The sequence below is a fragment of the Stenotrophomonas sp. SMYL41 genome (assembly GCF_036319965.1).
Lineage (GTDB): Bacteria > Pseudomonadota > Gammaproteobacteria > Xanthomonadales > Xanthomonadaceae > Stenotrophomonas > Stenotrophomonas maltophilia_R.
In genome coordinates this window covers 14,910-32,094 of sequence record NZ_JAWIRX010000007.1, presented here as the reverse complement: position 1 = coordinate 32,094, position 17,185 = coordinate 14,910, and the positions used below count along the sequence as shown (strand labels likewise).

Sequence of the window (17,185 nt, the reverse complement as noted above, 5' to 3'; positions counted from 1 at the left end):
CGTTGCAGTTTCGCATACCCCCGGGATGCTGGCGACGGCCCCGTGGTCGCAGTCCGGGCAGACAGCCGGACCCGTTATACTGTCTGCCTTATTGTCCCCCGCTTTCAGACAGGTTGCGCCGCATGTTCGAGTCCCTGACCCAGCGCCTTTCCGGCACCATCGAGCGCCTGCGTGGCCGCGGCCGCCTGACCGAGGAGAACATCCGCGAGGCGACCCGCGAAGTGCGCATCGCGCTGCTCGAAGCCGACGTTGCGCTGCCGGTGGTGCAGGCCCTGATCGAGCGCATCAAGGTGCGTGCGGTCGGCCAGGAAGTGCTGAAGTCGCTGACCCCGGGCCAGGCCCTGATCAAGGTCGTGCGCGACGAGCTGACCGCGGTGATGGGCGCCGAAGCCAGCGACCTGAACCTCAACGTACCCGCCCCGGCGATCATCCTGATGGCGGGCCTGCAGGGTGCCGGCAAGACCACCACCGTGGGCAAGCTGGCCAAGCACCTGAAGGAAAAGCGCAAGAAGAAGGTGATGGTGGTTTCGGCCGACGTCTACCGCCCGGCCGCGATCGAGCAGCTGAAGACCCTGGCCGAGCAGGTCGGTGTGCTGTTCTTCCCGTCCAGCGCCGACCAGAAGCCGGAAGCCATCGTCCGCGCCGCCATCGACGATGCGCGCAAGTCGTTCGTCGACGTGCTGCTGGTCGATACCGCCGGTCGCCTGGCCATCGACGAAGCGATGATGGCCGAGATCAAGGCCCTGCACGCTGCCGTGAACCCGGCCGAAACCCTGTTCGTGGTCGACGCCATGACCGGCCAGGACGCGGCCAACACCGCCAAGGCCTTCGGTGATGCGCTGCCGCTGACCGGCGTGGTGCTGACCAAGACCGACGGCGACGCCCGCGGCGGTGCCGCGCTGAGCGTGCGCTACATCACCGGCAAGCCGATCAAGTTCGTCGGTGTCAGCGAAAAGCCGGAAGGCCTGGACGTGTTCCACCCGGACCGTATCGCCAGCCGCATCCTCGACATGGGCGACGTGCTGTCGCTGGTCGAGCAGGTCGAGCAGCAGGTTGACAAGGACAAGGCCGCCAAGCTGGCCGAGAAGGTTGCCAAGGGCAAGAAGTTCGACCTGAACGACATGCGTGACCAGCTCGAGCAGATGCAGAACATGGGCGGCATCGGCGGCCTGATGGACAAGCTGCCGGGCCTGGGCAACATCCCGGACCATCTGAAGCAGCAGGTCAGCCAGGGCAAGGAGGTGCCGCGCATGATCGCCATCATCAGCTCGATGACGAAGAAGGAACGGCGCAACCCGAACCTGCTTAATGGCTCGCGCCGCGCGCGCATCGCCAAGGGCTCGGGCGTGACCCCGGCCGACGTCAACAAGCTGATGAAGCAGTACATGCAGATGGAAAAGATGATGAGCAAGATGGCCGGCGGCGGCATGAAGGGCATGTTGCGCAGCATGAAGGGCATGATGGGCGCCATGGGCGGCCGCGGCATGCCGTTCCGTTGAAACTGGCCCCTTCGCACTCTGATGCAGCACCCGGGCCCATGCTCGGGTGACGGCGTAGAAGCGCCGCATCCAGCAGTCGAGCAAGCTCGACGCCACCCCCATCCTGCGCGCACCATGGGGGCCTGTCCGAAACGATGGGCCGTCATGCAGAGTTCCGCTGTATCTTCCCGCGCCGAGGCGTTCTGCCGGCGCTTTGGCGTTTCCGTTCCGATCCTGCTGGCACCGATGGCCGGTGCCTGTCCGGTGCCGTTGTCGGCCGCGCTGGCTAATGCCGGCAGCATGGGCGCAATGGGCGCGGTGCTGTCGTCGTCGGCCGATATCGGTCGCTGGATGGAGGACTTCCGCGCGGCCTCCACCGGCCCGGCGCAGGTGAACCTGTGGGTGCCGGACCCCGCACCGACCCGGGATGTCGCTGCCGAGGCCGCCAGCCGCGCCTTCCTCGCGCAGTGGGGCCCGGACGTGCCGGCCAGCGCCGCCGATGCCACGCCCGCCGACTTCGAAGAACAGTTCGCCGCGCTGCTGGCGGCACGCCCGGCGGTGGCCTCGACCATCATGGGCGTGCTGCTGCCGCGCCACGTGCAGCAGTTGAAGGACGCCGGCATTGCCTGGATCGCCTGTGCGACCACCTTGTCCGAAGCACGCGCGGCACAGGATGCCGGCGCCGATGCAGTGGTTGCGCAGGGCGTGGAAGCCGGTGGACATCGCGGTTCCTTTGATCCGGCGATGGCCGAACGCCAGCTGGTCGGCCTGTTCGCGCTGTTGCCGCGCCTGGCCGATCACCTGCAGATTCCGGTGATCGCCGCCGGTGGCATCGCCGATGGCCGCGGCATCGCTGCCGCACTCACCCTGGGGGCCAGCGCCGTGCAGATCGGCACCGCCTTCCTGCGCACACCCGAAGCGGCGATCGCTTCGGCGTGGGCCGATGGATTGGCGGCCAGCGAACCGGAAGACACCTGGCCGACCCGCGCCTTCAGCGGTCGCCTGGGCCGTGGCCTGGCGACACCCTATGTGCGCGCCGCCGCCGCAGAGGGTGCCCCGGCGCCGCGCCCGTACCCGGTACAGCGCGGCCTGACCGCGCCGATGCGCAGGCAGGCGGCGCAGGAAAACCGCCTGGCCGCGATGCAGGCCTGGGCCGGGCAATCGGCGTGGATGGCGCCAGCGCAACCGGCCGCCGACGTGCTGCGCGACATGTGGCAACAGGCGCAGGCACTGCTGCGATGACGCTGACCTGCAACGGCCAGCCGGTGCAGGTGAAGGATCTGCTGCCGGCGCTGGTGAACTACGGCCACTTCACCTCGCTGCAGGTGCGGGGCGGAGCGGTGCAGGGGCTGGACCTGCATCTGGCGCGGCTGTCGCAGGCGACCCGCGAACTGTTCGGCAGCGAACTTGATACGGCGCAGGTGCGGGGTTGGATGGCGCAGGCCCTGCAGCAGGCGGCGCTGTCCGATGCCTCGCTGCGGGTGACGGTGTACTCGCGCCACTTCGATTTCCGCAACCCGCTGGCGGCGGTGCCGGTGGATGTGCTGGTGGCGGTGTCCGCGCCGGTGACGCTGACCGCCTCCAAGCGCGTTCGCAGCGTGACCTGGCAGCGTGAACTGCCGCAGATCAAGCATGTCGGCACCTTCGGCCTGTTTGCCGAACGCCGTGCTGCGATGGCGGAAGGATTTGACGATGTGCTGTTCGTGACCGCCGATGGCGAGGTGAGTGAAGGCAGCACCTGGAACCTGGCCGTGCACGATGGTGACCGGCTGCTCTGGCCTCAGGCGTCGGCCCTGCGCGGGACCGCCGAAGCGCTGCTGAAGCAGCATTGGCCGGGGGCGCAGGCCACGCAGCCGTTGCGGCTGGCGGACCTGATCGGTATGAACGCCGCTTTTGCCTGCAACGCCAGCGGCCTGTGGGCGCTGGAGGCCATTGACGGGCATGTCCTGCCCGGCTCGCAGGCCTTGGCTGAACAGGGAAGGGCGGTGCTGGCGGCGGTGGCCTGGCAGGGATTGGGGTCAGATCCCTTTTGCGGCGCAAAAGGGATCTGACCCCCGGCATGCCCCTGGGCTTGGCTCGGCCGGGCTCTGCCGCTATAATCGCCCGCTTACCTCGCCATCCTGGCGACTGGGCAATAGGAAAAACACCATGGTCAAGATTCGACTGACCCGCGGCGGCGCCAAGAAGCGTCCGTTCTACCACATCATCGTGACCGACGTGCGCAGCGCGCGCGACGGCCGCAACATCGAGCGCGTTGGCTTCTACAACCCGGTCGCCCAGGGCGCCGAGAAGCGCATCGAGCTGGACCTGGCCCGCGTTGACCATTGGGTCAAGAACGGCGCCCAGCCGACCGACAAGGTCCGCAACCTGATCAAGGAAGCGACCAAGTCCCAGGCCGCTGCGGCCTGATCCTGACGGGCCACGCTTCGGCGTGGCCCTCTTGGTTGAAGCAGATGAAAGATATCGAGCGCCGCATCCTGCTGGGCAGGGTTGTCGGCGCTTTTGGTGTGCGCGGCGAGATCAAGCTCGAGTCCTGGACCGAGCCACGTTCCGCCATTTTCCGTTACCAGCCGTGGATCGTGCGCAGCCCGTCCGGCGTGGAAACCACGATTGAAGGTGTGCGTGGCCGCGACAGCGGCAAGCACCTGGTCGCCCGTTTCCCCGGCGTCGAGGACCGCGATACCGTCGAAGCGATGCGCGGCACCGAGATCTACGTGGCCCGCAGTGCACTGCCGCCGCCGAAGCCCGACGAGTACTACTGGGTGGATCTGGAAGGCCTGGACGTGAAGACCACCGAGGGCGTTGCCCTGGGCCAGGTCTCGCATCTGTTCAGCACCGGTGCCAACGACGTGGTGGTGGTCCGGGGTGACCGCGAGCGGATGATTCCGTTCGTGCAGCCGGACTTCGTCACATCGGTCGACTTCGAGGCCAACCTGGTCGTGGTCGACTGGGATCCCGAGTTCTGAGTGTGAGCATGCGCTTCGACGTCATCACCCTGTTCCCCGAGTTCCTCGCCCAGTCCGCTGGACTGGGCGTGGTCGGGCGCGCGCAGGAGAAGGGCCTGTTCAGCCTGCACGGCTGGAACCCCCGTGATTACGCCGAAGGCAACTACCGCCGGGTGGACGACCGCCCGTTCGGTGGTGGCCCGGGCATGGTGATGCTGATCGAGCCGCTGCAGGCCTGCCTGCAGGCGATCCGTGATGCTGATCCGACCCCGGCGCGGGTGATCCATCTCAGCCCGCAGGGGGCGCCGTTGACCCAGGCCAAGGTGCGGGAACTGGCGGCGCTGCCGCGCATGGTCCTGCTCTGTGGCCGCTACGAAGGCATCGACGAGCGTTTCCTGGAGGCCAATGTCGACGAGGAGATTTCCCTCGGCGACTACGTGCTGTCCGGTGGCGAGCTCGGCGCGGCGGTGATCATCGACGCCGTGGCCCGCCTGCAGGACGGTGCCCTGAACGACGCGGAATCGGCGGCGCAGGACAGCTTCGAGGGCGACCTCGGCCTGCTCGATTGCCCGCACTACAGCCAGCCGGCCCAGCACCCGCTGGGTGACGTGCCGGACGTGCTGCGCTCGGGCAACCACGCGGCCATCGCGGCCTGGCGTCGCCAGCAGTCCTTGCTCCGTACCGCGCAGCGGCGCCCGGACCTGCTGGATGAACAGGCGCTGGGCAAGGCCGACCGCAGGCTGCTGGAGGAGGGCCGCCAGGCCCAGAAACACAAGGCGAGCCCCTAGCGCAGGGCTGGCGTTATCGGCTATCATGGCCAATTCCCGTCGGCCCCGGCCGGCGCGCGCAGTACCCAAAACAAACGTGCAGCACAGTCCGGTGACTGCATGAGCCTACGTTGTCGATACGACACGCCCACCCGAACAAGAATCGGTGTAACCCATGAGCAAGCTGAACAAGTCCATCGTCGCGGAATTCGAATCCGCCCAGATCACCCGTGAACTGCCGAAGTTCAGCCAGGGCGACACCGTTGTCGTCAACGTGAAGGTGAAGGAAGGCAGCCGCGAGCGCGTGCAGGCCTACGAAGGCGTTGTCATCGCCACCAAGAACGCCGGCCTGAACTCCTCGTTCACCGTCCGCAAGATCTCGCACGGCTACGGCGTCGAGCGCGTTTTCCAGACCCACAGCGCCATCATCGACTCGGTCGAAGTGAAGCGTCGTGGTAAGGTCCGCGCCGGCAAGCTGTACTACCTGCGTGGCCTGGAAGGCAAGGCTGCCCGCATCAAGGAAGACCTGGCTGCCGCTGCTGCCGCCAAGGCTGCCCGTCTGGCCGAAAAGGCCTGATAAACAACTTCGGTTGTTGCCGCGACGGCCACCTTCGGGTGGCCGTTTGCGTTTCCGGCACCGCATCGGCCACGATCAGGTGATGAATGACATCAACCCGCGCTATCCGGCCGTGATCCAGTCGGCGCTGCGCTTCCTCGACGGCAAGGGGCTGGCACGCGTGCAGTCGGCACCGCTGCTGCATCGCCTGCTGTGGCGCGCGGGCATCGCGCTGCCGCCGCCGATCCTGGCCGGCTTCGGCACCAATGCGCTGGTGCAGGGCCTGCTGTTCGGGCTGTTCTGGACCGCGCTGATGTGGCTGATGTTGTGGCAGGGCAGCGAGCGCCCGCTGGCCTTGCTGCTGGTGGCCGGGCTGTTGGCCGGCGCCCTGTTCGGTGTGGTGATGGCGGCGCTGATGCGCTCGCTGCGCCGCCACCGCAAGCTGCCGGACTGGCAGCAGTTCCGGGCGCGGCAAGCGGACTGAGCCGATGGCGCACTGCGCCGTGACCGACAGGCACGCACCGCGCTAGGCTGCGGCTTCATCCCGTTGGACGTACCGTGCGATGCCTGCCAAGCGAACCGCACCTTCCACCGCGCCCACGCTGCTGTCCGGCGGCAACCCGCAGATCGCCAAGGGCGAGGGCGACGCTCCGGTGCAGGCGTACATCGCCGCCATGCCGGACTGGAAACGTCCGATCGGCGCACAATTGGATGCGCTGGTCGAACAGGCCGTACCTGGCGTGCACAAGGCGGTGAAGTGGAACTCGCCGATGTATGCGGTTGCGCCGGGCGCGGGCTGGTTCCTCAGCTTCCATTGCTTCACCCGCTACATCAAGGTGGCGTTCTTCCGCGGTGCTGCGCTGAAGCCGGTGCCGCCCGAGCCGTCCAGAAGTGCCGATACGCGCTACCTGCACATTCCGCAGGATGGCGCGCTGGATGAAGCACAGTTCCTCGACTGGGTGCGCCAGGCTGCCGCCTTGCCCGGCGAGCAGATGTAAGCCCGACCTTCCGACTTCTTTCCCGACGAGAGCCCCATGATGGCCACGCATGCACCGAACCCTGCCGATGCCGGGACACCGGCGGCTCAACTGATTGATGCGCGCATTGCCGAGCTGGGTGACTGGCGTGGCGAAACGCTGGCACGCGTGCGTGCGTTGATCCATGAAGCACTGCCCGACGTGCAGGAAACCTGGAAGTGGCGCGGCACGCCGGTGTGGGAGCAAGACGGCATCCTGTGCACTGGCGAAACCTACAAGCAGGCGGTGAAGTTGACCTTTGCCCACGGTGCAGCGCTGGCGGACCCGAAGGGTCTGTTCAACGCCAGCCTGGAGGGCAATACGCGGCGCGCGATCGACATCCATGAAGGCGCGATGCCCAATGCGGCGGCGTTGAAGGCGCTGCTGCGCGAGGCGGCGACGTTCAACGCGGCGAAAAAGAAGCGCTGACCGTCTTCTGTAGCGGCGAGCCCATGCTCGGCTGACAGGCCTGTGCGGACCAACCGTCCGCACCCACCTCAACGTGGCGGGGCTGGCTCCAGCGCCGCATCCGGGTCGGCCACCGGCGAAGGTGGGCAGGCAGGAATCTCCGAGGGCGTGGCCAGTTCCTCGGCGTGCGAGGGCTTGCCCATCATCTTCGCCTTGCGCCAGCCGCCCCAGCGGTAATAGGCCAGCGACAGCAGCATCGACACCAGCGAGCTGACCGGGAAGCTCCACCAGATCGCATCGGCGCCCCAGTACGGCTGCAGCAGTTCGGCGAACGGCACGCGTACGCCCCACAGCGAACCGGCCAGGATCAGCAGCGGCGGAATCACTGCGCCGGTGGAGCGCACCACGCCGGAGATGACGAAGCTGACGCCGAAGAACAGGAACGAGCCGATCACTACGTGGTTGAGGTGGCGGGCGATGTCCAGCGCCTGGCTGGCCGGTGGCAGGAACAGCGCCAGCAGCTGGCGATCGAACACCACCAGCGGCAGGATCAGCGCGCCGGTGAGCAGGAAGTTGAACAGCACGCCCTGGCGCGCGGTGCCGCGCACGCGGTCCCAGCGTTGCGCACCGACGTTCTGCGCGGCCATCGACGAGCACGCCGCACCGATCGCCATCGCCGGCATCTGCAGGTAGTTCCACAGCTGCAGGGCCGCGCCGTAACCCGCACCGGTGTCGGTGCCGTACTGGTTGACCATCGTCATCAACAGGATCACCGACAGCGAGATCAGCACCATCTGCAGGCCCATCGGCACGCCCTTGACCACCAGCGACTTGAGGATGGTCATGTCGAGCTTGAACAGGCGCATGTCGGCGCGGCCCAGCCACAGCGTGTGGCGCTTGTGCCGCATGTACAGCAGCAGGCCGGCCAGCGACAGTGTCTGCGCGACCAGCGTGGCCCAGGCCGAGCCGGCGATGCCCAGCGCAGGGAGCGGCCCCATGCCGAAGATCAGCACCGGATTCAGCACGATGTCCAGTGCCACCGACACCATCAGGAAACGGAACGGCGTGCGCGAGTCACCGGCACCGCGCAGTGCGGCGGTGAGGAAGGCGAACGCGTACAGCGTCGGCATCGCCAGGAAGATGATCTGCAGGTAGGCCTCGGCCAGCGGCAGCGACGCGGCCGGCGTGCCCATCGCCGCCAGCAGCGGATGGGCCATGAACCAGCCGGCGATGGCGATGATCACCGACAGGCCGATGAAGAAGGTGGCGCTGGTGCCGACCACGCGCCGCGCCTGCGCGATATCGCGCGCGCCGATCGCCTGGCCGATCAGGATGGTCGAGGCCATGCCGAAGCCGAACACCGAGCCGATCAGGAAGAACATGATGTTGTTGGCGTTCGCGGTGGCGGTCAGCGCCGCCTCGCCGAGGAAGCGCCCGACCCAGACCGCATTCACCGAACCGTTCAGCGACTGCGCGATGTTGCCCGCCAGGATCGGCAGGGAAAACAGCAGAAGATTGCGGCCGATCGGGCCGGAGGTCAGGTCAAGCGGCGCTTTGGCCATGGAGTGGTGATCGAATCCCGGGAGGCGCACACTAGCACCAAGCCGGTTTGCAGGATGTGGCAATGCATCAACGACCGCAGGTGAAATGGAGCATGGCGTTGGCCTTGATCGGCGCCGTACTGGCCGCATGTTCGACAGGTGACCGGCTGGGCGATACCCAGGTGCGGCCAACCGACCGCCCCGAGTGCCTGGTCGGCAGCCAGCGCCAGGATCTTTCCGCCGGCGTTCCCACCCTGATCGGGGGCAGCGGCTGCCGCACCGACCCCGACAACCCGCAGCCCCTGAACAAGCGAACGGAGTAGTTCCTGCCGATGACCGAGCTTTCCCCGCTGTCGCCCAGTGTCCGCCTGGACATCTGGCTGTGGGCGGCCCGTTTCTTCAAGACCCGCAGCCTGGCCAAGCAGGCCATCGAGACCGGCAAGGTCAGCGTCGCCGGGCAGCGCCCGAAATCCTCGCGCGCGGTGCGTGTCGGCGAGCAGTTGCAGGTCCACCGTGGCGAGGAACATTTCGAGATCCAGGTGCTGGGGCTGAGCGACCAGCGCGGGCCGGCGCCGACGGCGCAGCAGCTGTATGCCGAGAGTGAGGCCTCCAGGGCCCGTCGCGCCGAGCAGCGTGCGCTGCGCATCGCTGCACGCGATGGTTTCCAGCCGCCGGAGCACAAGCCTGACAAACGCGCGCGACGGTTGATCCGCGCGCTGGGCGATATCGACGCGTTGTAGCGGGCGCCGGCGTGCTCCCGGCGCCCGCCGGCCTCAGCGCTTGCCGCCCAGCAGGCTGCCGCCCATCTTCAGCAGGTCGCCCACACCGAGCTGGCCGTCACCGTCCTGGTCCAGCAGGCTGCCGAGCAGGCCACCGGCAAGACCGCCCTGTTGCTGCACCTGCTGCTTTTCCTGGCCGAGCGCCTGGCTGAGCGAGCCGGCATCGGCCTGGCCGCCGCCGAGGCGCTGGGCGAGGAAGGCCATGACGATTGGTGCGAGGATCTGCAGCAGTTGGCTGGTACGGCCGCTGTCGAGCTGGGTGGCCTGGGCCAGGCCGGTTTCCACCTTCTGCTGGTTGCCGCCGAAGATGTGGCCGAGGATGCCGGCGCCGTCGCTGGCGGCACCACCGCCACCGCCGCCCAGCACTGAGCCGAGCACGCTGCCCAGGTCCAGGCCGCTGTGGTTGTTCTGCAAGGCGCCGAGCAGCGCCTGCGCGCCCTGCGGCTGCGAGGCGTTGTTGCCCAGCGCGCCCATCAGCACCGGCAGCGCGGCACTGATCGCGCCGGACGCCTGGGTATCGCTGATGCCGAGCTGCTGCGATACCTGCTGCAGCGGAGCGCCCTGCAATTTGGCGAGAAGTTCGTCGGTCAGGCTCATCTGCGGAATCCTTGATTGGGGTTGGGCGTGCAGAAGGTACGACGCGGACCGTTAAAACGGCGACGCCGCCTCACGGGGAGGCGGCGTGCCGTTCATGGGGGAGGGCGATCAGAGCTCGATGTCTTCGGCGCCCGGGGTGGCGGTGGGGAAGTCCGCTTCCGGCTGCGCCGGCTTGAACGGATCCGACGGCTGGCTGGCCAACGCCTTCAGCGCCGCGGCGACGCCGGCGCCGTAGGCCGGGTCGGCCTTGCTGCAGTTGTCGATGTGGCGCTGCTTGATGAAGTCCGGCGCATCGCCCAGGGCACGGGCGGTGTTGGCGAACAGGCGGTCCTTCTGTGCCTGGTTGTAGCTGCGGAACAGCGCACCGGGCTGGCTGAAGTAGTCGGCGTCGTCTTCGCGGAAGTTCCAGAAGTCGGCGTCGCCCCGGATCTTCATCGGCGGTTCGCGGTACTGCGGCTGCTCCTGCCACTGGCCGTAGCTGTTCGGCTCATAGTGCGGCAGGCCGCCGTAGTTGCCGTCCACGCGCATCGCACCGTCGCGGTGGTTGCTGTGCACCGGGCAGCGCGCTGCGTTCACCGGAATCTGGTGGTGGTTCACGCCCAGGCGGTAGCGCTGCGCATCGGAATAGGCGAACAGGCGTGCCTGCAGCATCTTGTCCGGCGACGGGCCGATGCCCGGCACCAGGTTGCTCGGCGCGAACGCCGACTGCTCCACGTCCTGGTACCAGTTGACCGGGTTGCGGTTCAGTTCGAACTGGCCCACTTCGATCAGCGGGTAGTCGCTCTTCGGCCACACCTTGGTCAGGTCGAACGGATGCACGCGGTAGGTTTCCGCATCCAGCTCCGGCATGACCTGGATGAACAGCTTCCACTTCGGGAAGTCGCCCTTCTCGATCGCGGCGAACAGGTCGCGGCCGTGGCTTTCGCGGTCATGGCCGACCAGGATCTGCGCCTGCGCGTCGGTCAGCGATTCGATGCCCTGCTGGCTGACGAAGTGGAACTTCACCCAGAAACGTTCGCTGTCGGCGTTGGTGAAGCTGTAGGTGTGCGAGCCGAAACCGTGCATGTGGCGGAAGCTGCGCGGAATGCCGCGGTCGCTCATCACCACGGTCACCTGGAGCAGCGCTTCGGGCAGCAGCGTCCAGAAGTCCCAGTTGTTGCGCGCGCTGCGCAGGTTGGTGTGCGGGTCGCGCTTGACCGCCTTGTTGAGGTCGGCGAACTTGCGCGGGTCGCGCAGGAAGAACACCGGGGTGTTGTTGCCGACCAGGTCCCAGTTGCCTTCTTCGGTGTAGAACTTCAGCGCGAAACCGCGGATGTCGCGCTCGGCGTCGGCGGCGCCACGCTCGCCGGCCACCGTGGTGAAGCGGGCGAACATCTCGGTCTGCTTGCCGACCTTCTCGAACAGCTTGGCGCGGGTGTACTTGCTGATGTCGTGGGTGACGGTGAAGGTACCGAACGCGCCCGAGCCCTTGGCGTGCATGCGGCGCTCGGGAATGATCTCGCGATTGAGGTTGGCCAGCTTTTCCAGCAGCCAGACGTCTTCCATCAGCAGCGGGCCACGCGGGCCGGCGGTCTTGCTGTTCTGGTTGTCCACCACCGGCGCGCCGAAGGCCGTGGTCATCGGCGTGACCGGATCATCGCCGTGCTTCTGCTTCGGCGTGGTGCTCAGCTCGCGCTGCTGCTCGGCGCCTTCCGCAGGCGAGGGCGCGGTGTGGTACGGGCATTTGGCACTGTTGTTATCGGACTGGCTCATGGCTGGCTCCTGCGGGTGAAGACGGGGTGGAACATCTTCACTCGACTTTAGCTAGGGCCAGATGAAATGAATAATCGAATGATCCATTCATGATGATAGATTCTGTCAATTGAAAATCAGAAACGGATTTGCAGAACCTTTCGATGGGCCTCCCGCAAGGTAGGCGGGAGGCCTTGGGCGTGCGCTGCGGTTACAGCAGCGCCTTCAACCGGTACAGGGCTTCCAGCGCCTGCTTCGGGGTCAGCTCGTCCGGGTCGATGGCGGCCAGCGCTTCCTGGGCCTTGTTCGACGGTGCTGCGAACAGCCCGAACTGCTGTGGCGCATCCAGCGCCTGCGGCGCCAGTTCGGCGGCATGGCTTTCACCGCCACGTTGCTCCAGCTCGGCCAGGCGACGACGCGCCTGCGCCACGGTGGCGCGCGGCAGGCCGGCCAGTGCGGCCACCTGCAGGCCGAAGCTGCGGTTGGCGGGGCCGTCCTTCACTGCGTGCATGAACACCAGCGCTTCGCCGTGCTCGACCGCATCCAGGTGCACGTTGGCGATGCCGCTGCGGCCGCCCTCGTGCTGCTCGTCGGCCAGCGCGGTCAGCTCGAAGTAGTGGGTGGCAAACAGCGTGTAGCAGCGGTTCTGGTAGGCCAGGTGGCGGGCCACTGCATCGGCCAGCGCCAGGCCGTCGTAGGTGGAGGTGCCACGGCCGATCTCATCCATCAGCACCAGCGAATGCGCGGTGGCGTGGTGCAGGATGTAGCTGGTCTCGGCCATTTCGACCATGAAGGTCGACTGCCCGCGCGCGAGGTCATCGCCGGCGCCGATGCGGGTGAGGATGCGGTCGATCGGCCCGATCAGCGCACGGCTGGCCGGCACGAAGCTGCCGATGTGGGCCAGCAGCACGATCAGCGCGTTCTGCCGCATATAGGTCGATTTACCGCCCATGTTCGGGCCGGTGATGACCAGCATGCGGCGGTCCGGATGCAGGTCCAGATCGTTCGGTTCGAACGGCTGCTCGCGTACCGCCTCGACCACCGGGTGGCGGCCGCGCTCGATCTTCAGGCACGGCTCTGCCTGCAGCTCCGGGCGCGCCCAGTCCAGCGCCTGCGCGCGTTCGGCGAAGGCGGCCAGCACATCCAGTTCGCTCAGCGCAGCGGCGCACTGCTTCAGCGGTTCCAGCTGCCCGCCAAGGGTATCCAGCAGCTGTTCGTACAGGTACTTCTCGCGCGACAGCGAACGGTCACGCGCGGACAGCACCTTGTCCTCGAACGCCTTCAGTTCCTCGGTGATGTAGCGCTCGGCATTGGTCAGCGTCTGGCGGCGCGTGTAGTGCACCGGCGCACGGTCGGACTGGCCCTTGCTGATTTCGATGTAGTAGCCGTGCACGCGGTTGTAGCCCACCTTCAGGGTGGGAATGCCGCTGCTCTCGCGCTCGCGAAGTTCCAGGTCGACCAGGAACTGGTCGGCATGGGTGGACAGGCGGCGCAGCTCGTCCAGCTCTTCATCGAAGCCATCGGCGAGCACGCCGCCGTCGCTCAGCTTCAGCGGCGGCATTTCGGCGATGGCGCTGGCCAGCAGCTGCGCGCACTCATCGTGTTCGCCCAGCGCGGCATGCAGGGCCTGCAGGCGCGGCGAATCCAGCGGCGCCAGCACGTCGCGCACCGCCGGCAGCAGGCCCAGGCCATCGCGCAGGGTGGAGAAATCGCGCGGACGCGCCGAGCGCAGTGCGACGCGGGTGAGGATGCGCTCCAGGTCGCCGAGGCGGCGGAACTGCTCGCGGATATCGGCGTCGCTGCCGCGGTCGATGAGGGTTTCCACTGCATGGTGGCGCTGCACCAGCACCTCGCGCAGGCGCAGCGGGCGGTGCAGCCAGCGCCGCAGCAGGCGGCCGCCCATCGGCGTCACCGTGCTGTCGAGCACGCCCAGCAGGGTGTTGCGGGTATCGCCGTCGACACGCGTATCCAGTTCCAGGTGGCGGCGGGTGGCGGCGTTCATCGCGATCGCTTCGCCTGCGGTTTCCATCGCGATCGAGGTCAGGTGCGGCAGGCGCTGCTTCTGGGTTTCCTCGACATAGCCGAGCAGGGCACCGGCGGCAGCGGTCGCGCGTGGCTTGTCGTCGATGCCGAAGCCGCTCAGGTCATGCAGCTTGAAGAAGCCCAGCAGCTGGCGGCGGCCGCTGTCGGCGTCGAACAGCCACGGCGCACGGCGGCGCACGCCGGTGCGCTGGCGCAGGAACTCCGGCCAGTTCTCTTCGTCGGGCACCAGCAGCTCGGCCGGCTCCAGACGGGCCAGTTCGGCTTCCAGCGCGTCGTCGGTCTCGACTTCGTTGACCAGGAAGCGGCCACCGGCCAGGTCGGCCCAGGCCAGGCCGTAGCCCTGCTTGCTGCGCGAGAGCGCCATCAGCAGGGTGTCGCGGCGCTCGTCCAGCAGCGCTTCGTCGGTGACGGTGCCGGGGGTGACGATGCGCACCACCTTGCGTTCGACCAGGCCCTTGGCCAGCGCCGGGTCACCGATCTGTTCGCAGATCGCCACCGATTCGCCCAGCGCCACCAGCCGTGCCAGGTAGCCTTCATACGCGTGCACCGGCACGCCGGCCATCGGGATCGGCGCGCCGCCGGAGCTGCCGCGCTGGGTCAGGGTGATGTCGAGCAGGCGCGCGGCCTTGCGCGCGTCGTCGTAGAACAGCTCGTAGAAGTCGCCCATGCGGAAGAACAGCAGCAGGTCCGGATAGTCGGACTTGGCTGCGAAGAACTGCTTCATCAGCGGGGTGTGTTCGGCGGACTTGTCTTTGGACATGGGGCTCGTGGATCTGGGGCATGCGCCCGCGCCGGTCGGCGGCAGGCTGCAGCGGGTACAGGGCCGCCCATGGTAACGGCTGGAGGCGGGTCGGCGGGCACCCGATGCAGGTGCCGCGTGGCTTTCAGGCCGGCACCAGCCTGATCCGGGGATGCCCGGCGAAGATCTCCATCACGATCTCGAAATAGGTCTGGCCATTGCCGCGCGCCAGTGCGTCACGCTGACGGCTGATCGCATCGGCGTTGAAGGTGCCGGGTTGCTCCAGCTTCGCGTCCAGCCATGCCAGGGTGGCATCCACGCCGAGCGACGCACGGCTGTGTTCGATGTCGCGCCAGACCACGGTGGCCGTTGCATGCCCGGCCAGGGCGCCGTAGCCGCCGTAAAGGAGGTCGTCCAGCGCATCCAGGCTGGGCCCCAGTTGCCAGTCCTCGCCGGTCATGAATACGCGGTTGATCTCGGCATAGAGGCTGGGAATGTCGCCAATGGCCGCGCCTTCGATCTGCAGGTGGAGGGTCATGGGCGGACTATAGCGTTGGCGGGAGAAAGCCCGTGTGCTGGAGAGGCCCGGCTGGCGCTTGCCTGTCGCGGTCGCCGGAGGGGGCTGGCATCCGTGTATCGGTGCGGCTTTGAATTTGCCCCTATAGAAATTCCCTGGGTGGCCGATTACGGTTCCGCCACTTCGCGCTTCGCGCGGTGGCGTGCTGTCGCTTGTGTGCCGGCAGACCTCATTCAAGCTGATGTGCCGGCTCCCTCACTCCCGGGAAAGGGCGGCCGGCGCGTAGCGTCAAGACTCAGGGACAGATTGTGCAATCAGGGAAGAAGCAGGGGCGGCATGCATGCCGTCGTGGTGGGTGCCTGGTGCTGCTTGGCATGGCCTTCAATGTTGCCGCCCAGCAGGGGGGCGATCCAGCCGCGCAGGAACTGCTGCGGCAACAGGAACGCGAACGCGTGCTGCGCGAGCAGCAGGAAAGCCGACCCGACGTACGCCTTGAGCGCAGCGAGGAAGCGCAGGGCGATCGTCTGCCCGTGCAGGAAGCGCCCTGCGTACGCGTGGATCACATCGTGCTGCAGGGCGATGACGCGGCGCGCTTCCAGTGGGCGTTGGCCGCGGCCGACCCCGCACATGATCCGGCCAGCGGGCGCTGCCTCGGCACCGAGGGCATCAACGTGGTGATGAAGCGCGTGCAGAACGCGATCATCGCCCGTGGCTATGTCACCACGCGGGTGCTGTCTGCACCGCAGGACCTCAACCAGGGCACGCTGACGCTGTCGGTGGTGCCGGGCCGGTTCCGCGAGGCCGTGTTCTCCGATCCGCAGGGCCGGCATCCGGCCATCGCCAATGCGCTGCCGATCCGCAGCGGCGGCCTGCTCAACCTGCGTGACATCGAGCAGGGGCTGGAGAACCTGCAGCGCGTGCCCACGGTCAGCGCCGACATCAAGATCGCGCCGGCCGACGGCGAGGGTGCGGCGCCGGGCCAGAGTGACCTGCAGATCGACTGGAAGCAGCGCTCACCGGTACGCGCCAGCGTCACCCTGGACGATGCCGGCAGCCGCGGAACCGGCAAGCTGCAAGCCAACGCGACGCTGTCGCTGGACAATCCGCTGGGCCTGAACGAGCTGTTCTACGTCAGCGCGGGCCGTGGCGTGTTCAATGGCCGGGGAAAGGACACCAACAGCTGGACCGTACACTACGACGTGCCCTACGGCTACTGGCTGTTCGGCGCCACCGCCAGCGCCTACGACTACAGCCAGAACGTGGTGGGCGCGTACGAAAGCTATGACTACAGCGGCCGCAGCGGCAACGCCGAGGCACGCGTGGATCACCTGCTGCTGCGCAACGCCAAGACCAAGCTGGGCATCTACGGCCGCGGTTGGCAGCGCACGTCGAAGAACTACATCGACGATACCGAGATCGAGGTGCAGCGTCGCCGTACCTCGGGCTGGGAGCTCGGCCTGACCCACAAGCAGTTCATCGGCAGTGCCACGCTCGATGCCAGCGTGGCCTACCGGCGTGGCACGGGCGCCTTCCACGCCCTGCGCTCGCCGGAAGAGAGGGCGCAGCAGTGGGACCCGACGCTGCCGCTGGAAGGCACCTCGCGGATGAAGCTGATCACCGCCGACGCGCAGTTCAGCGTGCCGTTCCAGCTGGGCACGCAGCGCCTGCGCTACACCGCCGCCTGGCGCGCGCAGTGGAACCGCACGCCACTCTCGCCGCAGGACCGCTTCGCCATCGGTGGCCGCTACACCGTGCGCGGTTTCGACGGTGAAAGCTCGCTCAGCGGTGAGCGTGGCTGGTCGCTGCGCAACGATCTTTCGCTGGGCATCGGTGGCGGCCAGGAATTCTACGTGGCCGCCGACTACGGCCGCATCGGCGGGCCTTCGGCGCAATGGCAATCCGGCCGGGATCTGGCCGGCATGGCGTTGGGCCTGCGCGGCGGCTGGCAGCAGCTTTCCTGGGACGGCTTCGTGGGCTCGGCCCTGCACAAGCCCTCCAACTTCCCGACTGACTACACCACCTTCGGCTTCAGCCTGGCGTGGCGCTACTGATCTGGCACAAGGATTCG

The 17,185-nt window shown here is 67.6% G+C and carries 18 protein-coding genes; 13 read left to right on the top strand and 5 right to left on the bottom strand.

Annotated elements, in window-relative coordinates; translation table 11 throughout:
* Positions 1-122: 122 nt before the first annotated feature.
* From ffh to V3B30_RS09925, 10 genes are all read left to right on the top strand, one after another.
* Complete coding sequence (ffh, locus tag V3B30_RS09970) at positions 123-1,499, top strand: signal recognition particle protein (RefSeq protein WP_005408591.1); 1,377 nt, start codon at positions 123-125, stop codon at positions 1,497-1,499.
* Between the two features lie 144 nt (positions 1,500-1,643).
* Positions 1,644-2,720 (top strand): nitronate monooxygenase, encoded by a 1,077-nt coding sequence (locus tag V3B30_RS09965; protein ID WP_262084576.1) that lies wholly within the window; start codon positions 1,644-1,646, stop codon positions 2,718-2,720.
* On the top strand, positions 2,717-3,529 hold the full coding sequence (locus V3B30_RS09960) for an aminotransferase class IV family protein (protein WP_262084575.1): 813 nt from the start codon (positions 2,717-2,719) through the stop codon (positions 3,527-3,529). The genes V3B30_RS09965 and V3B30_RS09960 overlap by 4 nt, the downstream gene beginning before the upstream one ends.
* A 97-nt stretch (positions 3,530-3,626) precedes the next feature.
* Positions 3,627-3,887 (top strand): 30S ribosomal protein S16, encoded by a 261-nt coding sequence (gene rpsP, locus V3B30_RS09955; RefSeq protein WP_005415733.1) that lies wholly within the window; start codon positions 3,627-3,629, stop codon positions 3,885-3,887.
* 44 nt (positions 3,888-3,931) lie between these two features.
* Positions 3,932-4,444 (top strand): ribosome maturation factor RimM, encoded by a 513-nt coding sequence (gene rimM, locus V3B30_RS09950; protein ID WP_262084574.1) that lies wholly within the window; start codon positions 3,932-3,934, stop codon positions 4,442-4,444.
* An 8-nt stretch (positions 4,445-4,452) separates the two neighbouring features.
* Positions 4,453-5,211 carry a tRNA (guanosine(37)-N1)-methyltransferase TrmD gene (gene trmD, locus V3B30_RS09945; RefSeq protein WP_262084573.1) on the top strand — a complete coding sequence of 253 codons (759 nt, stop codon included), beginning with the start codon at positions 4,453-4,455 and terminating at the stop codon, positions 5,209-5,211.
* Between the two features lie 154 nt (positions 5,212-5,365).
* Positions 5,366-5,767, top strand: a complete 402-nt coding sequence (gene rplS, locus V3B30_RS09940; RefSeq protein ID WP_005408597.1) for a 50S ribosomal protein L19 — start codon at positions 5,366-5,368, stop codon at positions 5,765-5,767.
* A gap of 82 nt (positions 5,768-5,849) precedes the next feature.
* Positions 5,850-6,230, top strand: coding sequence for a DUF6404 family protein (locus tag V3B30_RS09935; protein ID WP_262084572.1), 381 nt, complete (start codon positions 5,850-5,852; stop codon positions 6,228-6,230).
* A 79-nt stretch (positions 6,231-6,309) separates the two neighbouring features.
* Positions 6,310-6,744 carry a DUF1801 domain-containing protein gene (locus tag V3B30_RS09930; protein WP_100471666.1) on the top strand — a complete coding sequence of 145 codons (435 nt, stop codon included), beginning with the start codon at positions 6,310-6,312 and terminating at the stop codon, positions 6,742-6,744.
* Between the two features lie 39 nt (positions 6,745-6,783).
* Positions 6,784-7,191 carry a DUF1801 domain-containing protein gene (locus V3B30_RS09925; RefSeq protein WP_100475166.1) on the top strand — a complete coding sequence of 136 codons (408 nt, stop codon included), beginning with the start codon at positions 6,784-6,786 and terminating at the stop codon, positions 7,189-7,191.
* 68 nt (positions 7,192-7,259) lie between these two features.
* Here the strand turns inward: V3B30_RS09925 and V3B30_RS09920 are convergent, their stop codons facing one another.
* Positions 7,260-8,732, bottom strand: a complete 1,473-nt coding sequence (locus tag V3B30_RS09920; protein ID WP_262084571.1) for an MATE family efflux transporter — start codon at positions 8,730-8,732, stop codon at positions 7,260-7,262.
* A gap of 62 nt (positions 8,733-8,794) precedes the next feature.
* On the opposite strand from V3B30_RS09920, the gene V3B30_RS09915 reads away from it, so the two are divergent.
* Positions 8,795-9,034 carry a hypothetical protein gene (locus V3B30_RS09915; RefSeq protein WP_262084570.1) on the top strand — a complete coding sequence of 80 codons (240 nt, stop codon included), beginning with the start codon at positions 8,795-8,797 and terminating at the stop codon, positions 9,032-9,034.
* A 9-nt stretch (positions 9,035-9,043) separates the two neighbouring features.
* The gene (locus tag V3B30_RS09910) at positions 9,044-9,451 is read left to right on the top strand and encodes an RNA-binding S4 domain-containing protein (protein WP_100471669.1); all 408 of its coding nucleotides are present in this window, start codon (positions 9,044-9,046) and stop codon (positions 9,449-9,451) included.
* Between the two features lie 33 nt (positions 9,452-9,484).
* Here V3B30_RS09910 and V3B30_RS09905 read toward each other — a convergent pair whose 3' ends face one another.
* The 4 genes from V3B30_RS09905 to V3B30_RS09890 form a co-directional block, all read right to left on the bottom strand.
* On the bottom strand, positions 9,485-10,087 hold the full coding sequence (locus tag V3B30_RS09905) for a DUF937 domain-containing protein (RefSeq protein ID WP_262084569.1): 603 nt from the start codon (positions 10,085-10,087) through the stop codon (positions 9,485-9,487).
* Between the two features lie 108 nt (positions 10,088-10,195).
* A complete protein-coding gene (locus tag V3B30_RS09900; protein ID WP_182474429.1) occupies positions 10,196-11,707 on the bottom strand; it encodes a catalase in 1,512 nt (503 codons plus the stop codon).
* Positions 11,708-12,029: 322 nt separating this feature from the next.
* On the bottom strand, positions 12,030-14,621 hold the full coding sequence (gene mutS / locus V3B30_RS09895; protein ID WP_262084568.1) for a DNA mismatch repair protein MutS: 2,592 nt from the start codon (positions 14,619-14,621) through the stop codon (positions 12,030-12,032).
* Between the two features lie 124 nt (positions 14,622-14,745).
* Positions 14,746-15,138, bottom strand: coding sequence for a ribonuclease inhibitor (locus V3B30_RS09890; RefSeq protein WP_262084567.1), 393 nt, complete (start codon positions 15,136-15,138; stop codon positions 14,746-14,748).
* 353 nt (positions 15,139-15,491) lie between these two features.
* On the opposite strand from V3B30_RS09890, the gene V3B30_RS09885 reads away from it, so the two are divergent.
* Positions 15,492-17,168 carry a ShlB/FhaC/HecB family hemolysin secretion/activation protein gene (locus tag V3B30_RS09885; RefSeq protein ID WP_262084566.1) on the top strand — a complete coding sequence of 559 codons (1,677 nt, stop codon included), beginning with the start codon at positions 15,492-15,494 and terminating at the stop codon, positions 17,166-17,168.
* Positions 17,169-17,185: the final 17 nt, after the last annotated feature.

What these genes read in the sequence shown, in the direction of transcription:
- ffh (WP_005408591.1), top strand. Translation starts at nt 123, where the DNA reads ATGTTCGAGTCCCTGACCCAGCGCCTTTCCGGCACCATCGAGCGCCTG.
- V3B30_RS09965 (WP_262084576.1), top strand. Translation starts at nt 1,644, where the DNA reads ATGCAGAGTTCCGCTGTATCTTCCCGCGCCGAGGCGTTCTGCCGGCGC.
- V3B30_RS09960 (WP_262084575.1), top strand. Translation starts at nt 2,717, where the DNA reads ATGACGCTGACCTGCAACGGCCAGCCGGTGCAGGTGAAGGATCTGCTG.
- rpsP (WP_005415733.1), top strand. Translation starts at nt 3,627, where the DNA reads ATGGTCAAGATTCGACTGACCCGCGGCGGCGCCAAGAAGCGTCCGTTC.
- rimM (WP_262084574.1), top strand. Translation starts at nt 3,932, where the DNA reads ATGAAAGATATCGAGCGCCGCATCCTGCTGGGCAGGGTTGTCGGCGCT.
- trmD (WP_262084573.1), top strand. Translation starts at nt 4,453, where the DNA reads ATGCGCTTCGACGTCATCACCCTGTTCCCCGAGTTCCTCGCCCAGTCC.
- rplS (WP_005408597.1), top strand. Translation starts at nt 5,366, where the DNA reads ATGAGCAAGCTGAACAAGTCCATCGTCGCGGAATTCGAATCCGCCCAG.
- V3B30_RS09935 (WP_262084572.1), top strand. Translation starts at nt 5,850, where the DNA reads ATGAATGACATCAACCCGCGCTATCCGGCCGTGATCCAGTCGGCGCTG.
- V3B30_RS09930 (WP_100471666.1), top strand. Translation starts at nt 6,310, where the DNA reads ATGCCTGCCAAGCGAACCGCACCTTCCACCGCGCCCACGCTGCTGTCC.
- V3B30_RS09925 (WP_100475166.1), top strand. Translation starts at nt 6,784, where the DNA reads ATGGCCACGCATGCACCGAACCCTGCCGATGCCGGGACACCGGCGGCT.
- V3B30_RS09920 (WP_262084571.1), bottom strand. Translation starts at nt 8,732, where the DNA reads ATGGCCAAAGCGCCGCTTGACCTGACCTCCGGCCCGATCGGCCGCAAT.
- V3B30_RS09915 (WP_262084570.1), top strand. Translation starts at nt 8,795, where the DNA reads ATGCATCAACGACCGCAGGTGAAATGGAGCATGGCGTTGGCCTTGATC.
- V3B30_RS09910 (WP_100471669.1), top strand. Translation starts at nt 9,044, where the DNA reads ATGACCGAGCTTTCCCCGCTGTCGCCCAGTGTCCGCCTGGACATCTGG.
- V3B30_RS09905 (WP_262084569.1), bottom strand. Translation starts at nt 10,087, where the DNA reads ATGAGCCTGACCGACGAACTTCTCGCCAAATTGCAGGGCGCTCCGCTG.
- V3B30_RS09900 (WP_182474429.1), bottom strand. Translation starts at nt 11,707, where the DNA reads ATGACCACGGCCTTCGGCGCGCCGGTGGTGGACAACCAGAACAGCAAG.
- mutS (WP_262084568.1), bottom strand. Translation starts at nt 14,621, where the DNA reads ATGTCCAAAGACAAGTCCGCCGAACACACCCCGCTGATGAAGCAGTTC.
- V3B30_RS09890 (WP_262084567.1), bottom strand. Translation starts at nt 15,138, where the DNA reads ATGACCCTCCACCTGCAGATCGAAGGCGCGGCCATTGGCGACATTCCC.
- V3B30_RS09885 (WP_262084566.1), top strand. Translation starts at nt 15,492, where the DNA reads ATGGCCTTCAATGTTGCCGCCCAGCAGGGGGGCGATCCAGCCGCGCAG.